Below are 20,857 nucleotides of genomic sequence, written 5' to 3' on the forward strand. Positions count from 1 at the left end.
TGGATAACCTGCAAATAACTCATTGAGTTACTCACAAAGTTATCCACAGTTAATAACTTTTATTCCGTAAATAATTACCGAGTTATCCACAGTATTAACAGTGCCTACTGCTTCTACTGTTCTTTATATCTTTAATTAAGTAAATAGACATCACATTTTCAGGGGGACATTTGGCAATGAAATTCGTAACGAACCGTAATGCTTTTATCAAAGCACTCAATACCGTATCAAGAGCAATCTCATCAAAAACCACCATTCCAATCTTGACTGGCTTAAAGATGGACGTATCAGAAAGTGACATTCTTCTCACTGGTAGTAACGCTGATGTATCAATTCAAACCAGCGTTAAAGCAAGTAATCCTGACAACGAACTGACGATTAAATCAACTGGTAGTATTGTTTTACCTGCCCGTTTCTTTAGTGAAATTGTCAAAAAACTTCCTGACAAAACGATGTCACTAGAAGTTGGCGATAATTTTCAAACAACCATTAAATCTGGCAACTCTGAGTTCACCATTAATGGCCTTGATGCTAATGGTTATCCGCACCTTCCAGAAGTTGATACGGAAAACACCGTTGATCTAGCTGCCGATATCTTTAGACAGGTCATTGGTCAGACGGTCATTGCCGTTTCCAAGCAGGAAAGTCGACCAATCCTGACCGGGGTTCATTTCACACTTGCTAACAATAAGTTGCTGGCAGTTGCGACCGATAGTCATCGTCTTAGTCAACGAAGAGTTAGCCTTCCAGCCGATGACGACGGTAAGTTTGACGTGGTAATTCCAGGAGACAGTTTGAAAGAACTTTCCCACATGTTGGACGGAATTGATCAAAACATTCAGATGAATTTATCAGAAAATCAAGTGCTCTTTACCCTCGGTGACACCAGATTCTATTCCCGTCTACTTGAGGGCAACTATCCGGACACTTCCCGTCTGATTCCAAAGTCATCTAACACTAAGATGGAATTTGCGGCGGGTGACTTACTTTCAGCCATCGAACGAGCTTCCCTTCTTTCACACGAATCACGAAATAATGTCATTAAGTTGACCATTAAACCTAACGACCAGGTGGTTACCATTTCCGGGAATTCACCTGACGTAGGAACGGTGGAAGAAGACTTGAAGCCAAAAAGTTCTGAGGGGGAAGACCTTGAGATCTCATTTAACCCCGATTACATGAAGGAAGCTTTGCGAGTCTTCGGTCAGACTGACATCGAAATTTCGTTTACGTCCGCCTTACGACCGTTTGCCTTGGTTCCAACCGAAAACAAGGAAGATTTCATTCAACTCATTACCCCAGTACGAACCTTTTAAATTAATAAATGATGATCAGCGACCCCAATTTGGGGTCGTTTTTTTTGTGCGCGCAGTTTGAACTTACAAAAAGTTGGTAAATTAGCCAAAAAGCTCAAATTTCCATTTATTTACGAATATGAGCTTTTTAATGCATTTGAGGCACTTATGTATGAAAAAGCATAAATGAGCATAAAACGCATAAAATCGCCCGATTTATGTACTTTTGCCTATTTTTGGGGTATAATAGAAATAGATTTGAAAGTGGGTGAATTCATGAAAAAAGACATTTTCATAACGACTCCGTACATAACTTTGGGGCAACTTCTAAAAGAAGAGAACATTGTGGAATCAGGCGGAAAAGCCAAGTGGTATTTAAAGGAAAACATGGTGTACCTAAACGACGAGCCTGAGAATCGACGTGGGAAGAAACTCTACAAGGGTGATACGGTCTCAATTCCAGACGTAGGAATGTTTTTTATTAAGACAAAGTAGGGTTAAGCATGCAGCTAGAAGAATTGAAATTACGCAATTTTCGTAATTATAAAGATGCTGATGTTCATTTCTCAGACGGAGTGAACGTTTTACTTGGACAAAATGCCCAGGGAAAGACCAATCTACTTGAAGCAATTTATGCACTCGCACTCACTAAGAGCCATCGGACGACTACCAATCGTGATCTGATCAATTGGAAGGAGAACCATGCGCAATTATGGGGACGAGTTAAGAAGAATCATACGACCACTGAACTAGAACTTGATTTTGGTAAAAATGGCAAACGAGCCAAGGTGAATCACATTGAGCAACCCAAGCTATCGTCATACGTTGGGCAGCTTAACGTGATTTTATTTGCCCCCGAAGATTTGTCGATTGTAAAGGGGTCACCTCAAGTTCGTCGGCACTTTATGGACATGGAGTTCGGCCAGATGAGTAATCGTTACCTGTACAACACGACGCAGTATCGTCGGATCTTGAAGCAGCGAAATGCCTATCTGCGGGAACTCTTGTTACACCGACAAAGTGACATGGTTTACCTGGACGTTCTATCGGACCAGCTGTCAGCGTATGCTGCCGAGATTATTTTTCAGCGCATTCAGCTGATTGCCAAACTGCAGAAGTGGTCGCAGGCGATTCATGCTGAAATTTCCCAGCAAAAGGAAACGTTACGCTTTAAATACGTAACCTCCTTAAAGAAGACGGACCTGACCTCGGTGGAGCAGATCTATCAGAGTTTGTTAGCCAAGTTCAAGGCCAATCGTGACAAGGAAGTGAAACAGGGAACGACCATCTTTGGTCCGCACCGAGACGACCTTCACTTCATTGTCAACGGGAAGGATGTTGCGACGTTTGGCTCGCAGGGTCAGCAACGAACGGCCGCCTTGTCTACGAAACTAGCAGAGATCGATTTAATGAAGGAAGAAACCGGGGAGTATCCGGTTCTTCTACTTGATGACGTGTTATCCGAACTGGATGAGAGTCGGCAGACCCACTTGCTGACGGCCATTCAGGACCGGGTTCAGACATTTTTGACCACCACAAGCATGAGTGGGGTGGCATCTAATTTAATTAATAACCCCAAAACTTTTCACATTGAAAAGGGAGTCATTGTATCCGAGTAATGTAGTTGAGGAGGAATTGTAGTGACTGATGAAGAAAAAGCAGCAAAAAGAGAACGTGCCGGCGAATACGACGCTAGTCAAATTCAAGTCTTAAAGGGACTTGAAGCGGTTAGAAAGCGTCCCGGGATGTACATTGGAGCCACTAACGAACAGGGACTTCACCATTTAGTTTGGGAAATTATTGATAATGGAATTGACGAAGCCCTGGCTGGCTTCGCCGATGAAATTAACGTTGTCGTTGAAAAAGACAACAGTATTACCGTTACCGATAACGGTCGTGGAATTCCGATTGGTACCCAGAGAGATACCGGTAAATCAGCGCTAGAGACCGTTTTCACTATCCTGCACGCTGGTGGTAAATTCGGCGGCGGTGGTTACAAGGTTTCTGGTGGACTTCACGGAGTTGGAGCCTCAGTTGTAAACGCCTTGTCAAAAGAACTGGACGTTGTGGTTACAAAAGGTGGCAAGCGCTACTACATGGACTTTGAAAGAGGCCACGTCAAGACCCCAATGAAGGTTATTGGTGATGCACCTCAAGACGCCCATGGAACTAAGGTTCACTTTGTTCCGGATCCAGATATCTTTACCGAAACCACGACCTTTAACATGAAGACTTTGACCACTCGGGTCAGAGAATTGGCCTTCTTAAACAAGGGTCTCCGCATCACGATCAGAGATGACCGTCCGGAAGAACCCGTTGAACATGACTTCTTCTACGAAGGTGGAATTCGTCATTACGTGGAATTCTTGGATCGTGGTCGAACTCCAATTTTCAAGGATCCTATTTACATTGAGGGTCAAGAAAACGGTATTACGGTTGAAGTTTCCATTCAATACACGAATGATTATCACAGCACCCTTTTGACGTTTACTAACAACATCAACACCTACGAAGGTGGAACCCACGAGGAAGGGTTCAAGCGGGCTTTGACACGAATTATTAATAACTATGGAAGAAATAACAATTTAATTAAGGACAGTGAACCCAACCTTTCGGGTGACGATGTGCGTGAAGGGATGACGGCCGTTGTCTCCATCAAGCATCCCGATCCCCAATTTGAAGGTCAGACCAAGACCAAGTTAGGTAATTCTGATGCTAGAACGGCTACTGACCACATCTTTGGCCAAGAGTTCTCCAAGTTCATGATGGAGCATCCTCAGATTGCTGAGCAGATCGTTGAAAAGGGTTCGGTTGCTTCTAAGGCTCGAGCTGCGGCTAAACGAGCTCGTGAGGTCACTAGAAAACGAAGTGGACTTGAAATTAACAGTTTGCCCGGCAAATTGGCTAACAACACCAGCAAGGATCCGAACGTTTCTGAACTGTTCATCGTCGAAGGTGACTCCGCCGGTGGTTCAGCTAAGCAGGGTCGTTCTCGTTTAACCCAGGCCATCTTGCCAATTCGTGGAAAGATCCTGAACGTTGAAAAGGCCACCATGGAGAAAATCCTGGCAAACGAAGAAATTCGTTCCCTGTTTACCGCTATGGGAACGGGCTTTGGAAACGACTTTGACATCAGTAAGGTTAACTATCACAAGTTGATCATCATGACCGATGCCGATGTCGATGGCGCTCACATTCAGATTTTGCTGCTCACCTTAATTTACAATTACATGCGTCCAATGATCGATGCTGGATACGTCTACATCGCTCAGCCACCTTTGTATCGAGTTCGTCAGGGAAACAAATTCCAGCGATACGTTGATTCTGATGAAGAACTCCAGGAACTGCTAGGTCAGTTACCTGCTTCACCAAAACCACAGATTCAAAGATATAAGGGGCTGGGTGAAATGGATGCTTCCCAGTTGTGGGACACTACCATGAATCCAGATCACCGTCGTTTATTAAGAGTTACTTCTGATGATGCTTCGGCAGCCCAAGAGGCCTTCACCATGTTAATGGGTGAAAAGGTGGCTCCTAGACGGAAGTTTATCGAAGACAACGCAACCTTTGTTGAAAACTTGGATGTATAAATTGTTTCACATGAAACAATTAGGTTAATTGACTGATTTAACAAGGAATGGAGGCAAAATCTCTTGGCAAATGAAGAAAATAATAAACCAAGTCGAGTTCAAAACGTTGAATTATCGAAGAAGATGAGATCATCGTTCTTGGATTATGCAATGAGTGTGATCGTGTCACGTGCGCTTCCTGACGTTCGGGACGGTTTAAAGCCGGTCCATCGTCGGATTTTGTACGATATGCACGAATTAGGTGTTACCCCAGACAAGCCTTACAAGAAGTCTGCCAGAATTGTGGGGGATGTTTTAGGTAAGTTTCACCCCCACGGTGACAGTTCCGTCTACGAAGCCATGGTACGAATGGCTCAGGAATTCAGTTACCGTTACATGTTAGTTGACGGACACGGAAACTTCGGGTCAGTTGACGGTGATGGTGCCGCTGCCATGCGTTACACCGAGGTCCGTCTTTCCAAGATTTCAATGGAAATGTTGCGGGACATCAATAAGGACACCGTTGATTTTCAACCCAATTATGATGGAACCGAACGTGAACCAGTGGTTCTCCCAGCTCGAATTCCCAACCTGCTTTTAAATGGGGCTTCAGGGATTGCGGTTGGGATGGCCACTAACATCCCACCTCATAACCTAAGTGAAGTAATCAGTGCCATTCATATTTTGATGCGAAATCCAGACGCTACCACCAATGATTTAATGGAAGCACTTCCAGGACCAGACTTTCCAACTGGTGGAGTTGTCATGGGTAAATCTGGAATCAGAAGAGCCTACGAAACCGGCCGTGGAAGTATCATCGTTCGTGCCAAGGTTGACATTGAGGAACAAAAGAACGGGAAGCAACGCATTATTGCGACCGAACTTCCTTACATGGTCAACAAGGCCAAGTTGATCGAACGGATTGCTGACTTAGTGCGAGACAAGCGAATTGAGGGCATTACCGCGATTAATGATGAGTCCGATAAGGACGGAATGCGGGTTGTCATTGACGTAAAACGGGATGCTTCTGCGGAAGTAATCTTGAACAACTTGTACAAGTTGACGTTGATGCAGACCTCATTTAGTTTCAACATGCTGGCCATCGTCGATGGTGCTCCGAAGGTCTTGAGTTTAAAGGAAATCCTGCAGTACTACCTTGAATATCAGGTTGAGGTAATTACCAGAAGAACCAAATTTGATTTGCGAAAGGCCCAAGCCCGAGCTCACATTCTGGAAGGATTGTTAGTGGCTCTCGATAATATCGATGCGGTCATCAAGATTATCCGAAGTTCTTCGACCGGTGACATTGCCAAAAACGAACTGATCAATAATTTTGAACTAGATGACAAGCAGGCTCAGGCGATCCTAGACATGCGTTTAGTTCGTTTGACCGGACTGGAACGTGGCAAGATTACCGATGAACACAATAAATTACTTGCTAACATTAAAGATTACAAGGACATTTTAAATAGTCGGGACCGAATTAATGAGATTATCTACGACGAACTCCTTGAAATTCAAAAGAAGTTTGGTGACAAACGTCGGACCGAATTATTAGTTGGTGAAATTACCAGCATCGAAGACGAAGATTTAATCGAAGAGGAAAACGTGGTCATCACGTTGACCCACAACGGTTACATCAAACGTCTCCCAACGGACGAGTTCAAGGCGCAAAATCGTGGTGGACGCGGAGTTCAAGGCATGGGTGTTAATAAGGATGACTTTATTGAACACCTGCTATCAACGGCGACCCACGATCGACTCTTGTTCTTTACTAACGCTGGGAAAGTTTACAGCATGAAGGCTTATGAAGTACCAGAGTACGGCCGGGCTGCGAAGGGAATTCCAATCGTTAACCTGTTGAACCTCGGTCAAAACGAGAAGATTCAGACGGTAATTAGCATCTCATCGAAGCATAACGATCAGGATAAATACCTGTTCTTCACCACTAAGCTCGGAACGGTTAAACGGACACCCGTTTCTGATTTCTTAAACATCAGAAAGAACGGTTTAAAAGCCATTCATTTACATGATGGCGATGAAGTGATCGGAGTTTCCATCGTTGACAACGGTGACAACATGATCATTGGAACCCATCTGGGCTACGCCGTCAGTTTCAAAGCTGATGACGTTCGCTCCATGGGTCGTTCGGCTTCCGGGGTCAGAGGAGTTCGCCTACGTCCTGAAGATTACGTGGTTGGAGCCGCTATCCTAACACCGGACAGTGACGTGTTCGTTATTTCTGAAAATGGATACGGTAAACGAACGAAAGCCGCTGATTACCCAATTAAGGGTCGTGGTGGTAAAGGAATCAAGACGTCCAATGTGACCAAGAAAAATGGTCCACTGGTTGGTTTGAGTACCGTTACTGGCGATGAAGACATCATGTTAATTACTAACATGGGTGTCATGATTCGATTCGCGGTTAATAACGTTTCTGAGACTGGTCGTGCCACTCTTGGAGTTCACTTAATCCGAGTTGATGATGACGCCAAGGTAGCTACCATGGCGGTCGTTGCCAAGGACCAAGAACAAGAATCGAAGGTTGAAGAACCAACTTCAGCTTCTGATCAATCCGAAGAATAAAGCACAAAAATAACACTACCTTTGGCGTAGTGCTATTTTTTTGACTAAAATTATTACTAATATTCGTAAACTGGCATTTTAATGTTGCTTAAACGGGTTATTTCGGCTATGATATTGGTTGTGTTTGAAACAATTAAAGCAAAAATGACTTAATAGTTCGTAAAATGAGCAAGGAGATTTATGAAAATGGACGTGTTTGATTACGAAGATATTCAACTGATTCCGAATAAGTGTGTAGTTAACTCCCGAAGCGAATGTGACACTTCGGTTGAGTTTGGGGGCCGTAAGTTCAAGATTCCGGTCGTACCAGCTAACATGCAAACGGTGATTAACGCTGACCTAGCCGAAAGTCTCGCTAAAAATGGTTACTTCTACGTCATGCACCGTTTTCAACCAGAAAAACGCCTTGATTTTGTGAAAAGAATGCATGACGATGGGGTGTTTGCCTCCATTAGTATCGGGGTTAAGCCCAACGAATACGATTTCATTAAGGAACTGGTCCAAGCCAACCAAATCCCAGAATATATCACGATTGACATTGCCCACGGTTACTCGGACTCGGTCATCAACATGATTAAATTCGTTAAGGAACGGATGCCCAACACTTTTCTGATTGCTGGAAACGTCGGAACCCCAGAAGCCGTTCGGGCGCTTGAAAACGCGGGTGCGGACGCCACCAAGGTCGGAATTGGACCCGGGAAGGCCTGCATCACTAAGATTAAGACCGGTTTTGGAACCGGGGGATGGCAACTAGCTGCCATTCGCTATTGTGCGAAGGGAGCCAGAAAACCCATCATCGCTGACGGTGGGATTCGGACCGATGGTGACATCGCGAAATCGATTCGCTTTGGTGCTACAATGTGCATGATCGGATCGATGTTTGCGGGCCATCAAGAGTCTCCGGGTCAAAAAGTGAAAAAAGATGGGAAGGAATACAAAGAATACTTTGGTTCCGCCTCCCAATTTCAAAAGGGTGCCTACAAAAACGTAGAGGGAAAGAAGTTGTTAGTTCCTTTCAAGGGCAGCATCTATAACACTCTGCGTGAGATGCAAGAGGACCTGCAGTCATCAATCTCCTACGCTGGTGGGAAAGACATCGACGCCATTCGGAAGGTTGACTACGTGGTCGTTAAAAATTCGATTTATAACGGTGATTAAAAACAATTCGCAGTGACCTGCGTATCTAATTATGTATCGCAAATCAACGCCTCAAATGTCTTATTGAAGTAGAGAACAATCAATGATACAATTAAGCATTGTGAGTTCAATTAGGTTTTTAATTGACTCCCCTTGCTCTCCAAATCACTGGAGAGCCGACAGTCCACAAGGAGGTGTAATTCATGGAAAACAACAAATACGAAATTACTTACATCATCAGACCTGATATCGACGATGCTGCCAAGACTGACTTGGTTAACCGATTCGACAAGATCTTGACTGATAATGGTGCAAACGTAATCGATTCAAAAGACTGGCAAAAACGTCGTTTGGCCTACGAAATCGGCGGCTACAATGAAGGTACTTACCACATTGTCAACGTTGAAGAAGGCGACAACGACCAAGGTCTAAACGAGTTTGACCGTCTTGCCAAGTTTAATAAAGACATCTTACGTCATATGATCGTAAGAAGAGACGACAAATAATTTAAGATGAAAGGAGTTTTTCAGTATGATTAATACAGTAGTTCTTACTGGACGCTTAACACGAGACGTTGATTTGCGATACACCCAAAATGGCGCGGCAGTTGGTACTTTTACCCTAGCTGTTGACCGTCGTTTCACCAATTCGAATGGTGATCGGGAAGCTGACTTCGTCAACTGTGTTATTTGGCGAAAATCAGCTGAAAACTTTGCCAACTTCGTGCATAAAGGTTCACTTGTTGGAATCGAAGGTCGGATTCAGACCCGAAATTACGAGAACAAGCAGGGCCAGCGAGTTTATGTTACCGAAGTAGTTGTTGAGAACTTTACCCTCCTTGAACCACGTTCACAGAACGGTGGCAATGGTCAGGGTCAAAGCAGCAATGGCAATCACGCTCCTAGTGAAAATCCATTTGGAACTCCAAAGACGAGTGGGCAATCCACTCCTAACAATGGCAAAAAGAATGACAATTCGAACGATCCCTTTGCTAACTCTGGAGACCAGATTGATATTTCCGATGATGATCTTCCATTTTAATGGAACGATTTGATTAATGTTTTAGGAGGGAAATACACATGGCTCAACAAAGAAGAGGTGGCCATCGTCGCCGTAAGGTTGACTTTATCGCCGCAAACCATATTGAATACATTGATTACAAAGACGTTGATTTATTAAGACGTTTCGTCTCAGAACGTGGTAAGATTTTACCTCGTCGTGTTACTGGAACAAGTGCTAAGAACCAACGTAAGTTAACCATTGCGATCAAGCGTGCCCGTATCATGGGGTTAATGCCATTCGTAGTTGGTGACTAATTCAGAATTTGAGACTTAACTATTTTAGTTAGGTCTTTTTTTTACCCTTTTTATGGGATGAGCTCCAATGTGATAAAATAGAAGAAATAATGGAGTGGGAGATGGGAGTTACTATGAAAAAGTTCTTTTCACAAATGACGTTACCGCCATTTTTAAAAAATACACGATTAAGAAAAATTACGATTTTTATTGCGATTTCATTGATTTTGGGATTAGTAATTGCCTTTCTGTACAACTTCTTCATTGGAATTGTTCTATTGCTGGTGGCCTGTTTAGGACTGGTCTATACCATCAACACGATGAACCGAGTTGGTGAAGAATCCGACAAATACATTAACGACCTGTCCTACCAGATTATGCGGGGTCAGCAGGAATCCCTTCTGGAGATGCCGATTGGGATCCTGATCTTTAACGATGAACACGTGGTGGAATGGATTAATCCGTACCTGCAACCGTACTTTGACAGTTCGGAAATAGTTGGTTATCCGCTTGATCATTCTGCTCCCGACCTCTTTGACATAATTCAGGCCAACCTGGATCAGACGAAACCGTTTGAGATGACCTGGCGGGGACATAAGTTCGATATGTTGGTCCAAAAGGAATATAACACCGTCTACATGATGGATATTACCCATTATGCGGAAATCGAAAGTAAGTATGAAAATGGTAAAATTGCGGTTGGCCAGATCTTTTTGGATAACTTTGATGAAATTACCCAGTCAATGAGTGACCAAGACGTTTCTAACTTGAGAAATTACATCACCAATGAGCTAAGTTCGTGGGCGCAGGAGTATGGGATCTTCTTAAAACGAATTGATGCCGATCACTACTTTATCCTGTTGTACGTCTCCACTCTGAATCAGATTGAATCCGATAAGTTCAAGATACTGGACGTCATTCGGGAAAACACTTCCAAACAAAACCTCCCGTTGACGCTTAGTATGGGAATTTCATACGATGACAATAACCTGAATAATCTCGCTGACCAGGCCCAGAGTAACCTTGATTTGGCTCTTGGTCGTGGTGGTGATCAGGTCGTTGTTAAAGCCAAGGACAAGGAAGCCCGATACTATGGTGGCAAGACGAACCCGATGGAGAAACGAACCCGGGTTCGAGCTCGGATGATCTCCCACGCTTTACAAGAGTTAATGAAGGAATCCGACCAAATTTTCGTGCAGGGACACGCTCAACCTGACATGGATGCTATGGGAGCTGCCATGGGTATCAGACGAATTGCCCAGATGAATGGTAAGCAGTGTTGGATTGTAATGGACGAAGAGGAACCGCATTCTGACATCAAACGGTTGTTGAATGCGATTGACGATTATCCTGACATTAAGGAATCGATCATTACCCCGGATAAGGCGCTCAAGAAGGCCACTGACAGCAGTTTACTGATCATGGTCGACCACTCGAAGCCTGACATGGGAGTATCCGGGGATCTTTACAAACGTCTCAAGAATCGCGTGGTCATCATCGACCACCATCGTCGGGGAGAGGACTTTCCCGAAAACCCAATCTTGGTCTACATTGAACCGTATGCTTCCTCCGCTTGTGAGCTGATTACCGAAATGTTTGAGTATCAGTCGCAGGATGCGGATCCCATTAATCAACTGGAGGCAACGGCGATGTTGAGTGGGATCGTGGTTGATACCCAGTCCTTTACCATTCGTACGGGAACGCGTACGTTTGATGCCGCCAGTTATCTCCGATCAGCGGGCGCTAATGCCGACGAAATGTCTGACTTCATGAAAGAGAGTGTGACGAACTACATGGATCGAAACCACCTCATTTCCATGATGGAACAGATTGACGAAAATATGGCACTCATTACCGCCGAAAATGACAAGGAATACGACTCTGTAATTGCCGCTCAGGCCGTCGATTCCCTCCTGACAATTGATGGAGTTGAAGCTTCATTTATTGTCTTTAAACGAACAAACGGAAACATTGGCATTTCGGCCAGAAGTAATGGTAACATTAATGTTCAACTGATTATGGAAGCACTTGGTGGTGGTGGTCACCTGTCCGCGGGTGCCACTCAGATTCCCGATGAAAGTGTTTCTGAGGTTAAAAAGACCCTATTGGGCGCCATTAACAAGATCGTTAACAGCGATGATGAGAAAGCAGACAAATAGCAGAATGAACTTAAATCTGTTAAATTATTAGTAAACAAGGAGTGAATCAAAATGAAAGTAATCTTTTTGAGCGATGTTAAAGGTAAGGGTAACCGTGGTGACGTAAAGGAAATGCCATCTGGCTACGCTAACAACTTTTTGATTAAGAAGGGACTCGCTAAAGCAGCCACCAAACAGGCGATCAGTGAGTTAAAGGCCCAACAACACGTTGAAGCTGAACATCAAGAAGAGGAACTTGAAGATTCCAAACGTCTGAAAAAGGAGCTTGAAGACGACAAGACCGTCGTTGAACTAAAGGCGAAGGCAGGATCAGACGGACGATTGTTCGGTTCAATTACCAGTAAGCAGATTGCTCAAGGTCTGTTGGATCAGTACAATATTAAACTTGATAAACGGAAGATCGAAATGAGTGAACCAATCAAGTCCATGGGTTATACCGATGTTCCCGTTAAGGTTCATCCCCAGGTTTCCGCTCAAATTCGGGTTCACGTTAGCGAAAAATAAATGATCGTAAGTTACAGTTAGAAAAGAGTCGAGAATGAACAACGATACTTTAAATGATCACACACCACCGCAGAACATTGAGGCTGAAAAAGCCGTTTTGGGGTCCATCTTCCTAAGTACCGACGGACTAGTCGACGCCATGGAATACTTGAATCCTGATGATTTCTACAAGCGGGCTCACCAACTAATTTTTAAGGCGATGTTAGATTTAAACGAGGATGATCAGGGAATTGACGCCGTGACCGTTACCGATCTTTTAAAACAGCGTGACCAACTAGAAGACGTCGGTGGGGTTCCGTACATCATTGACCTGACGAACGCTGTACCAACGGCCGCTAACTTGGTGTACTACGCTAAGATTGTGAAAAATAAGGCCGTTTTAAGACGACTGATCCAGACCGCTACTAACATTGCGACCCAGGGATACGAACAGTCCGAAGACGTGGAAGATCTGTTAGATAACGCCGAACGGGACATCATGAACGTTTCGGAGGATCGGAATCAATCTGGATTTAAGAACATTAAGGACGTTTTAAACGAATCCTTTACTAAAATTGACCAACTTTCTCAAAATGGTGGGGATGACATTACCGGTCTTGCGACGGGCTATCACGAGCTTGACAAGATGACTACCGGCCTTCATCCCGGTGAACTGATGATTCTGGCGGCACGACCAGCCGTTGGTAAAACCGCGTTTGCGTTGAACATCGCGCAGAACGTGGGAACGAAGACTGACAAGACGGTTGCCATTTTCAGTTTGGAAATGAGCGCGGAGTCACTAGTGAACAGAATGTTATGTGCGGAAGGTAGTATTGATGCCAACCACCTGAGAACCGGTCAATTGACCGAAGAGGAATGGCAGAATTTAGTAATTGCGATGGGCAGTCTTTCAAAGGCTCACATCTACATTGACGATACTCCCGGCAATAAGATGGCTGGCATTCGTGCTAACTGCCGGCGGTTAGCTAAACAAACCGGCAATTTGGGATTGATCGTCGTCGATTACCTTCAGTTAATTGAAGGGAGTAACAAAGAAAATCGGCAACAGGAAGTTTCTGAAATTTCCCGTCAACTTAAAAAATTAGCGAATGAACTTCAAGTGCCAGTGATTGCATTATCACAACTCTCACGTGGAGTGGAACAGCGTCAGGACAAGCGTCCGGTGTTGTCGGATATTCGTGAATCAGGATCAATCGAACAGGATGCTGACATCGTCGCCTTCTTGTACCGGGAAGACTACTATGAGCACGATTCAGACGATGAAGATTCTGATCCCCGTTCTCAAGGGGCCGATGACGATGATAACGTCGGCGAGGTTGAAGTTATTATCGAAAAGAATCGTTCGGGTCCGAGGGGAACCGTTAAACTGCTCTTTGTAAAATCGTATAATAAATTCTCATCTATTTCCTATGCTTCGAATGATGGTGTACAATAAAAAGCCACTTACAGGGTAAGTGGCTTTTTTTATTAAAACTAAAATAAGAAAGATTGAGAGGATTTTCAATGAACAACAACGAAAAGACACAAGGGTTGCCAAAATTATCCATTGCGGCAATCTGGTTTCTATCCTTTGGAATTCTTGGAGTCCAAATGTCATTTGGGTTGATGAATTCGCAACTTGGAAGAATTTTTCAGACCCTTGGAACGTCACCGAGTCTCTTAGGACTCCTGTTTATCATTCTCCCGATCGCCGGGTTGTTTGTCCAACCCTTGGTCGGTGGATGGTCTGATCGAACCTGGATTCCGAAGTGGGGCAGAAGGATTCCCTATCTAATTGTTGGGACCATTGCGGCCGCCATCACGTTATTCCTGCTACCAAACGTCGGTGATTTCGGGTGGCCAAGCGTGGTTACAATTTCGTTGGCCGCCGTCATCACGTTGGTCTTGATGGTTGCCTTTAACATGTGTGTGCAGCCCTATAAAATGCTGATTGGTGACATGGTTAACCAACGGCAGAGTGGGTTTGCGTATTCGATTCAGAGTTTCTTCTTGAACATCGGTAGCGTGCTAGCGTGTCTATCACCATGGCTCTTTACCGAGATTGGGGTTAGTAACACTGCCAGCAAGGGGATGGTTCCTAACTCAGTAATCTTCTCGTTCTACGTTGCCGTCGTTGTCCTGATCTTCTGTACCATCGTCACCGTTTTAAAGGTTGACGAGTATCCACCAAAGCAGTTCAACGATTATCATGGTTTGGAACAGAACGGGAAACGAGCTAAGAAAAGCACGTGGATGCTTTTAAAGGACGCACCCAGGGTTTTCTGGGTTGTGTCCATCATCCAACTCTTTGCCTACATTGGTTTTGCCTACATGTGGATGTACGGAACCAGTATCATTGCTAAAAACGTCTTTAACACCACTGACCCAATGAGCAGTGGCTACCAGGCTGGTGGTAATTTATTTGGAATTCTATCGGCAGTGTATGCACTAGCCGCCGTGGTGGTTTCTCTGGTACTGGCACGAATTCCGCAACGAAAATACAAACTGTTCTTCTCGATTAGTTTAGTCATCGGGGGAATGGGTTTCTTAATGTCAGCGTTGAGTCACACCACTTTTTTACAGGTAATTGCGTTTATCCTGATCGGCGTTGGTTGGGCCGGAATTTCGGTCTATCCGTTGACGTTTGTGACCCGTGAGATTCCCGGAAAATACATTGGGGTTTACATGGGATTATTTAACGTTCAGATTTGTATTCCGCAGATTGTGGCTTCACTGGCCAGTCCGGTGATTGTGATGGTAATTGGTTCCATTGCAAATATCTTTGTGATTGCGGCCGTAACCATGGTTTTGGCAGCCGGAGCAGTGTGGATTCTACGTGATATCCGAGACTAATTGTTTTCAGAGGTTTCAAGTCGTTAATAAGATTGATTACTAATAAGTTTCACTGAGTCAAATTGGAATTGTTCCACGTGAAACAATTCGGATAATTACATGAAGCAAACGAGTTAGAAGGTGTCCAACACGAAAAAACAACAAGTACTAGTCGGAATTTTTGCTTTCTTGGCGGCCATGTTTTTAATTTTGATCCCGTTTATAGGGGATCAAAAGTTATCTGGATCGCCATTGCGATGACCGCTTTGTGTGCTGGTCTGGCAATTTTAACCGAGATTTTAGCTATTAAAAAATAAAAAAGGGAAGATCTACCGTAAGTAACAACGATGGGGGTCTTCCTTTTTGTGTGAAATGAAGTAATAAAAAAGGATCATGGTCTTAAACCATGATCCTGATATATGATGGGCAGTCAGGGGTTCGAACCCTGGACCCACGGATTAAGAGTCCGTTGCTCTGCCAGCTGAGCTAACTGCCCAAATCAAAAGTACATTTATTATAATAGCATACCGCCAAAACCCATGCAACACTATTTTATAAAAAATTACAAAACAAGTGGTATTAGAAGGGTCTTCCGTTGAGCCGTTGTTAATTAATAACAGTTGTTGAATAACGTGAAGCTAGTAATTTGATGTGTTACAATTTAACTAGGATTGAGCATAAAATAAGACTTGATTCTAAACTCGATTGTAATAGGGACTACCGCTAGTCCAAAGGAGACAAATAATATTATGAAGAAAAAAATTCTAGTTGTCGATGACGAAAAGCCAATTACAGATATTGAAAAATTTAGTTTAACCAAAGAAGGATTTGACGTTGATGTAGCCCACGATGGACAGGAAGCCCTCGACAAAGTCGATAGTAACACACCTGACCTCATTATCCTTGATTTAATGCTTCCCAAGGTTGACGGACTGGAAGTTGCCAAGGAAGTTCGAAAGACCCACAACATGCCGATTATCATGGTAACTGCCAAAGACTCCGAACTTGATAAGGTCTTGGGACTAGAACTTGGGGCGGATGATTACGTCACCAAGCCATTTTCAAACCGAGAATTAGTGGCCCGGGTAAAGGCCAATTTGCGTCGGCAAAATATTACCGGCTCAGCTGGTGAGGGAAAGGATGATAACCACGACATCGAAATCGGTGACCTGGTCATTCATCCCGATTCTTATTCCGTTACCAAACGCGGGAAGGGCGTTGATTTGACCCACCGTGAATTTGAGTTGTTGCATTATTTGGCCCAACACATTGGTCAGGTAATGACCAGAGAGCACCTGCTTCAGACCGTTTGGGGCTATGATTACTTTGGTGACGTACGAACGGTCGACGTTACCGTCCGTCGTTTACGGGAAAAAATCGAAGACGATTCAAGTCATCCAAAGTGGTTGGTAACCAGACGTGGAGTGGGCTACTACCTACGCGATTCCGAAAGGGAAGAATAACAAATTCGATTAATTTATTAGAGGTATTCATGCGATGAAGAAGAAAAGACGTTGGCACTTTCTGCGGTCGATTCACTTTAAGATTGCGCTGGTTTTCGCGTTAATGATGATTATCACCCTGGAAGTAGTGGGTGCCGTTTTTGTACGTCAACTCGAGTATCAAAATTTGAATACGTTTAAGGACTCCATTCAGCTGAAGCCCTATGTCAACACGTCCCTTAAGAAACAGTTGGCTAAAAAGAACCAAACCGACGCTAACAAGCAGATTCAGACCATTTTGGAAGACGTTGACACTAACAATTCTGATGACATTTTGGTGGTTGATTCCAGGGGTAACATTCGGGGAACCAACCAGAGCAGTGATCAGTCCTTAGTTGGACAAAAGACGACTGATAATGACATCAAGAATGCTTTAAATAACGGCAAAACGATTGAGAAGAACACTTATAGTGACGGGAACCGGTACTACACCATGATTACGCCTCTGATTAATAGTCAGGGAAACGAAAATAACATGGAAGGGGTCGTCTACGTTCGGGCCAATCTGAATCCGGTTTATCAAAACATTAACAGTATCACCCTAATTTATCTATTTGCGGCGATCGTTGCCATTATCTTGGGGTTGCTTTTGACGTTCATTATTTCGCGTGCGATTACAAAGCCGATTGACGCAATGAAGAAGCAGACGGAACAGATTGCCCGGGGAAACTACTCGGGACACGTCAAGGTTTACGGAAACGATGAACTGGGACAATTGGCGCGTGCCGTTAATAACTTGTCAGTAAGAGTTGAGGAGTCTCAGGAGTCCACGGAGTCCGAACGAAGGCGACTGGATTCCGTCCTCGATAACATGACCGATGGAGTGGTTGCGACCGATCGCCGCGGGAACGTTATCATTATTAATGATGAGGCGCTCAGCTTCTTAGGGGTTACTAAGCAGCAGGTCATCGGGAAATCCATTCTGGATGTCCTGCATCTCCGTGATCGGTTCACCTTAAAGGATCTCATTGAAGACCCGGGTCAGGTAAACTTGGACTTTTCTGATCGTGATCACAAGTTGATTCTATCGGCTCATTTCTCACTGATTCAGCGGGAATCGGGCTTCATTAATGGACTCGTTTGTGTCTTTCATGACATTACCCTGCAACAGAAGATTGATGACGACCGGAAACAATTTGTGTCCAACGTTTCTCACGAATTAAGAACCCCATTAACCAGTGTCCATTCCTACATCGAGGCTTTACAAGATGGAGCCTGGAAGGACAAGGACCTGGCACCTAAGTTTTTGAAAGTAACGCAAGATGAGACCGACCGGATGACCCGAATGATTAACGATTTACTGACGTTATCACGAATGGATTCTGGCACTCAGAAATACGATACCGAATTAGTCAATATGAACAAACTCTTTAACTACATTCTGGATCGTTTCGACATGATCATTAAAACTGACGATAATCCGAAAAAGAAGTATTCCATCAAGCGTGATTTCACTAAACAAGACCTGTGGGCCGAGATTGATACCGACCGGTTTACCCAGGTAATTGATAACATCATGAACAATGCCATCAAGTATTCGCCCGATGGTGGTGTGATTACTTGTCGGATCTACGAACAAAAGAACCGGATCATCATGAGTATTTCCGATCAGGGACTTGGAATGCCGAAGAAGGCCATTAAGCACATTTTTGACCGTTTCTATCGGGTTGATAAGGCCCGTTCAAGAGCCCAGGGTGGAAGTGGCCTTGGACTAGCAATTTCGAAGGAAATCGTGGAAGCCTTTGGCGGACACATCTGGGTTGATAGTGTCGAAGGAAAGGGATCGACGTTCTATATCTCACTACCAAATGAACCAGTTGAGGAGGATCTTTGGGATGAAGGAGAAGCTTAAACCATACATTTTACCAGTTTCACTGTGTATTGCTGTGCTGGTCAGCTTGGTTCTGATCGTGGCGCTACTGGTTAATCCAGCTCGATTTGGCAGTCGCATGCACCAGGACAAGTCGGCCACGCTTAAAAGTGAGGTCTCTTCTAAAAATCGCTACGACATCTATTCTCCTACCGAGGTCATCAGAACCGCCAAGGATGGCAAGCAGGGATTACTCACGAGTGAAACCACCAGTTTGACGGGAGAATTGGTCAAAAACATTGAAACTTACCACGTTGAATCGGTAAAAGAAATTTCAAAGGATAACCAGAAACACTTTATTAATACCCTTAATTCTAATAATTCACTGATGTTGAACTATGGAAGTGAAATTCCAGTGAAATTGTTGAGTAAGATCTTTGATAGTAAGGTTGGAAGTAATAACTTCAACGTGAACCGAATGATTCTGCCCCTCGGTGACAACACCCACTTCTATCTTTTGGGTGATAATGGTTATCACGTTTATGAGGTAACCACTAAGAAACGAAATTTAAATCAGCTTCAGAACATTCTTAATAAAAAGATTCAGTCCGTTAACGTTCAGATGCGGACCCTAAACGACCGACCGTTTCTCTTCTACCCCAACCGGGTCAAGATGCGAAACTACGGTTACTTACTGGCTGAACAGTCACAGACCGCCTACATTAACCGGGTGTTGGGTAACACGACGGATACGAGCGTTAAGCATCGAAAGAAGAGTACCACCTACAGTAGTCGGGACCAGTCCCTTAATTTTGACGATGATGACAACGTGCTTTATCAGGACTACAAACAGAACAAGCGTGAGAGAAGCTACGCAAACGTCCTTAATTCCGCTTATGGGTACGCTAACAAGTTAGGAATTCCGTTGGATAATGCTCGGTTTGACAGCTATAATCCGGTGAAAAATACGGTGACTTATCGAACCTTCGTGGAGGGCTATCCTGTCTTTAACCAGAAACGACTTGGAACCTGTTCGTTTACGATGGGGAACGGCGGGGCAACTCGCTACGAATTTTCCCTCCTAAGTTTTCAGATTCCAATTCCAACCAACGCTGAGAGTACCACCCTTCCAAGCACGGGAACGGTGCTGAATCAATTATCCGCTGAGGGGATTGACATGAAGAAAGTGCGTTCAATTACCCTGGGATATCAGGTGGTTCCTGAGAAAAACAATAAACAATTAATCACCCTTCAGCCATCGTGGTTTGTAAACTACGATGGGTCCTGGATTAATTACCAATTAATCGGTAATGGGACTGGAAAGGAGAGTTTCTAATGAATTTTAAGCGAATTCAAGAGGTCTTCTTGCTGGCTTTCATCATTTTGGACGTTTTCTTGGTCTTGATGATCGTTCAGAATCGGAACATGCAGACGGAAAACACGAATCAGAGTAGTGCGAATGCTACCATTGTTAAGGAAATGCGGCGTGATGAGATTTCCGTTGGTAAACTATCCAATAAGCGCTCTAGTGGTTACTACATTTCAGCGACCAACGACGGTAACCTAGCGAACGAGATGGGAAACTTGAGAAATCAGGACGCTCGGTTTGAAAATGGTGCGGTGGTTAGTACCCTTCGGACTCCAGTTCAGTTTGATGATCGTAACCCCCAAAACACGATTGATCCGCTCATGAAGAAAAAGAGCTTCGTGATTAACGGTGATGACTACGAGTACGATCCAAACCAGTCCAACTCCAGTAAAATCGTGTACATCCAAAAGGCCATGACCAGTACGTTAATGGATAATAACGCTAAGATCACCTTTAACCTTGATGAGGACGGTGATATTAAGAGTTATACCCAGACGGCGCTCACTAACATCAAGATTTTACACGAGAGTGCGGAAACCATCTCCCAGGAACGGGCTTTGATCTGGCTTTACCAGTACAATGAAATTCCGAATAATTCCAAGGTCCTCTGGACCAGACGGGCGTACACTAAATTACTGAACATTAAGAACAACGGGGTTTACATCCCAACCTGGGTCATTGCTATTCAGACCCGCAACTCGAAGGACGTTTCGATCCGCAGAATTAACGCCTTTACCGGTTCAGTTCTGAAGACCGAGAACGTGCAGGGAAACTTTAAGAACAAAATTACAAGTGGTATGGAAGACAATTAGAAAGCTGG

Annotated in this window: 18 protein-coding genes and 1 tRNA gene; 18 read left to right on the forward strand and 1 reads right to left on the reverse strand. The window is 44.1% G+C overall.

Going from position 1 to position 20,857, the window contains the following annotated elements; translation table 11 throughout:
* Nucleotides 1-176: 176 nt before the first annotated feature.
* The 14 genes from dnaN (at nucleotide 177) to FC73_RS07160 (ending at nucleotide 15,617) form a co-directional block, all read left to right on the forward strand.
* Nucleotides 177-1,316: a DNA polymerase III subunit beta gene (gene dnaN, locus FC73_RS02235; RefSeq protein WP_010022183.1), complete on the forward strand. Its 1,140-nt coding sequence runs from the start codon at nucleotides 177-179 to the stop codon at nucleotides 1,314-1,316.
* 255 nt (nucleotides 1,317-1,571) lie between these two features.
* The gene (gene yaaA, locus FC73_RS02240; protein WP_039143789.1) at nucleotides 1,572-1,790 is read left to right on the forward strand and encodes a S4 domain-containing protein YaaA; all 219 of its coding nucleotides are present in this window, start codon (nucleotides 1,572-1,574) and stop codon (nucleotides 1,788-1,790) included.
* Nucleotides 1,791-1,798: 8 nt separating this feature from the next.
* Complete coding sequence (recF, locus tag FC73_RS02245) at nucleotides 1,799-2,914, forward strand: DNA replication/repair protein RecF (protein WP_010022186.1); 1,116 nt, start codon at nucleotides 1,799-1,801, stop codon at nucleotides 2,912-2,914.
* Between the two features lie 21 nt (nucleotides 2,915-2,935).
* Nucleotides 2,936-4,885: a DNA topoisomerase (ATP-hydrolyzing) subunit B gene (gene gyrB, locus FC73_RS02250; protein ID WP_010022187.1), complete on the forward strand. Its 1,950-nt coding sequence runs from the start codon at nucleotides 2,936-2,938 to the stop codon at nucleotides 4,883-4,885.
* A gap of 123 nt (nucleotides 4,886-5,008) precedes the next feature.
* The gene (gene gyrA / locus FC73_RS02255; RefSeq protein WP_235728166.1) at nucleotides 5,009-7,450 is read left to right on the forward strand and encodes a DNA gyrase subunit A; all 2,442 of its coding nucleotides are present in this window, start codon (nucleotides 5,009-5,011) and stop codon (nucleotides 7,448-7,450) included.
* Between the two features lie 186 nt (nucleotides 7,451-7,636).
* Complete coding sequence (locus tag FC73_RS02260) at nucleotides 7,637-8,608, forward strand: GMP reductase (protein WP_010022189.1); 972 nt, start codon at nucleotides 7,637-7,639, stop codon at nucleotides 8,606-8,608.
* 182 nt (nucleotides 8,609-8,790) lie between these two features.
* Complete coding sequence (gene rpsF / locus FC73_RS02265) at nucleotides 8,791-9,093, forward strand: 30S ribosomal protein S6 (protein ID WP_010022191.1); 303 nt, start codon at nucleotides 8,791-8,793, stop codon at nucleotides 9,091-9,093.
* Nucleotides 9,094-9,118: 25 nt separating this feature from the next.
* Nucleotides 9,119-9,628 (forward strand): single-stranded DNA-binding protein, encoded by a 510-nt coding sequence (gene ssb / locus FC73_RS02270; RefSeq protein WP_010022193.1) that lies wholly within the window; start codon nucleotides 9,119-9,121, stop codon nucleotides 9,626-9,628.
* Nucleotides 9,629-9,666: 38 nt separating this feature from the next.
* Nucleotides 9,667-9,903, forward strand: coding sequence for a 30S ribosomal protein S18 (gene rpsR / locus FC73_RS02275; protein WP_010022194.1), 237 nt, complete (start codon nucleotides 9,667-9,669; stop codon nucleotides 9,901-9,903).
* Between the two features lie 113 nt (nucleotides 9,904-10,016).
* Nucleotides 10,017-12,041, forward strand: a complete 2,025-nt coding sequence (locus tag FC73_RS02280) for a DHH family phosphoesterase (RefSeq protein ID WP_010022195.1) — start codon at nucleotides 10,017-10,019, stop codon at nucleotides 12,039-12,041.
* A gap of 51 nt (nucleotides 12,042-12,092) precedes the next feature.
* Nucleotides 12,093-12,545 (forward strand): 50S ribosomal protein L9, encoded by a 453-nt coding sequence (gene rplI / locus FC73_RS02285; RefSeq protein ID WP_010022197.1) that lies wholly within the window; start codon nucleotides 12,093-12,095, stop codon nucleotides 12,543-12,545.
* 34 nt (nucleotides 12,546-12,579) lie between these two features.
* On the forward strand, nucleotides 12,580-13,980 hold the full coding sequence (dnaB, locus tag FC73_RS02290) for a replicative DNA helicase (protein ID WP_010022199.1): 1,401 nt from the start codon (nucleotides 12,580-12,582) through the stop codon (nucleotides 13,978-13,980).
* Nucleotides 13,981-14,048: 68 nt separating this feature from the next.
* On the forward strand, nucleotides 14,049-15,377 hold the full coding sequence (locus FC73_RS02295; protein ID WP_056936285.1) for an MFS transporter: 1,329 nt from the start codon (nucleotides 14,049-14,051) through the stop codon (nucleotides 15,375-15,377).
* Between the two features lie 120 nt (nucleotides 15,378-15,497).
* Nucleotides 15,498-15,617 carry a DUF3953 domain-containing protein gene (locus tag FC73_RS07160; RefSeq protein ID WP_225416844.1) on the forward strand — a complete coding sequence of 40 codons (120 nt, stop codon included), beginning with the start codon at nucleotides 15,498-15,500 and terminating at the stop codon, nucleotides 15,615-15,617.
* Nucleotides 15,618-15,779: 162 nt separating this feature from the next.
* Here FC73_RS07160 and FC73_RS02300 read toward each other — a convergent pair.
* Nucleotides 15,780-15,852 (reverse strand) — tRNA-Lys (locus FC73_RS02300).
* Nucleotides 15,853-16,105: 253 nt separating this feature from the next.
* On the opposite strand from FC73_RS02300, the gene yycF reads away from it, so the two are divergent.
* Genes yycF through FC73_RS02320 form a run of 4 tightly spaced genes read left to right on the forward strand, consistent with a single transcriptional unit; the run spans nucleotide 16,106 to nucleotide 20,849 of the window.
* Nucleotides 16,106-16,819: a response regulator YycF gene (gene yycF / locus FC73_RS02305; RefSeq protein ID WP_010022202.1), complete on the forward strand. Its 714-nt coding sequence runs from the start codon at nucleotides 16,106-16,108 to the stop codon at nucleotides 16,817-16,819.
* 34 nt (nucleotides 16,820-16,853) lie between these two features.
* Nucleotides 16,854-18,710 (forward strand): cell wall metabolism sensor histidine kinase WalK, encoded by a 1,857-nt coding sequence (walK, locus tag FC73_RS02310; protein ID WP_010022204.1) that lies wholly within the window; start codon nucleotides 16,854-16,856, stop codon nucleotides 18,708-18,710.
* Nucleotides 18,694-20,004, forward strand: a complete 1,311-nt coding sequence (locus FC73_RS02315; RefSeq protein WP_010022205.1) for a YycH family regulatory protein — start codon at nucleotides 18,694-18,696, stop codon at nucleotides 20,002-20,004. The genes walK and FC73_RS02315 overlap by 17 nt, the downstream gene beginning before the upstream one ends.
* Nucleotides 20,004-20,849, forward strand: a complete 846-nt coding sequence (locus FC73_RS02320; protein ID WP_010022206.1) for a two-component system regulatory protein YycI — start codon at nucleotides 20,004-20,006, stop codon at nucleotides 20,847-20,849. Before FC73_RS02315 ends, FC73_RS02320 begins: the two co-directional genes overlap by 1 nt.
* Nucleotides 20,850-20,857: the final 8 nt, after the last annotated feature.

This window comes from Fructilactobacillus fructivorans (genome assembly GCF_001434095.1).
Taxonomy (GTDB): domain Bacteria; phylum Bacillota; class Bacilli; order Lactobacillales; family Lactobacillaceae; genus Fructilactobacillus; species Fructilactobacillus fructivorans.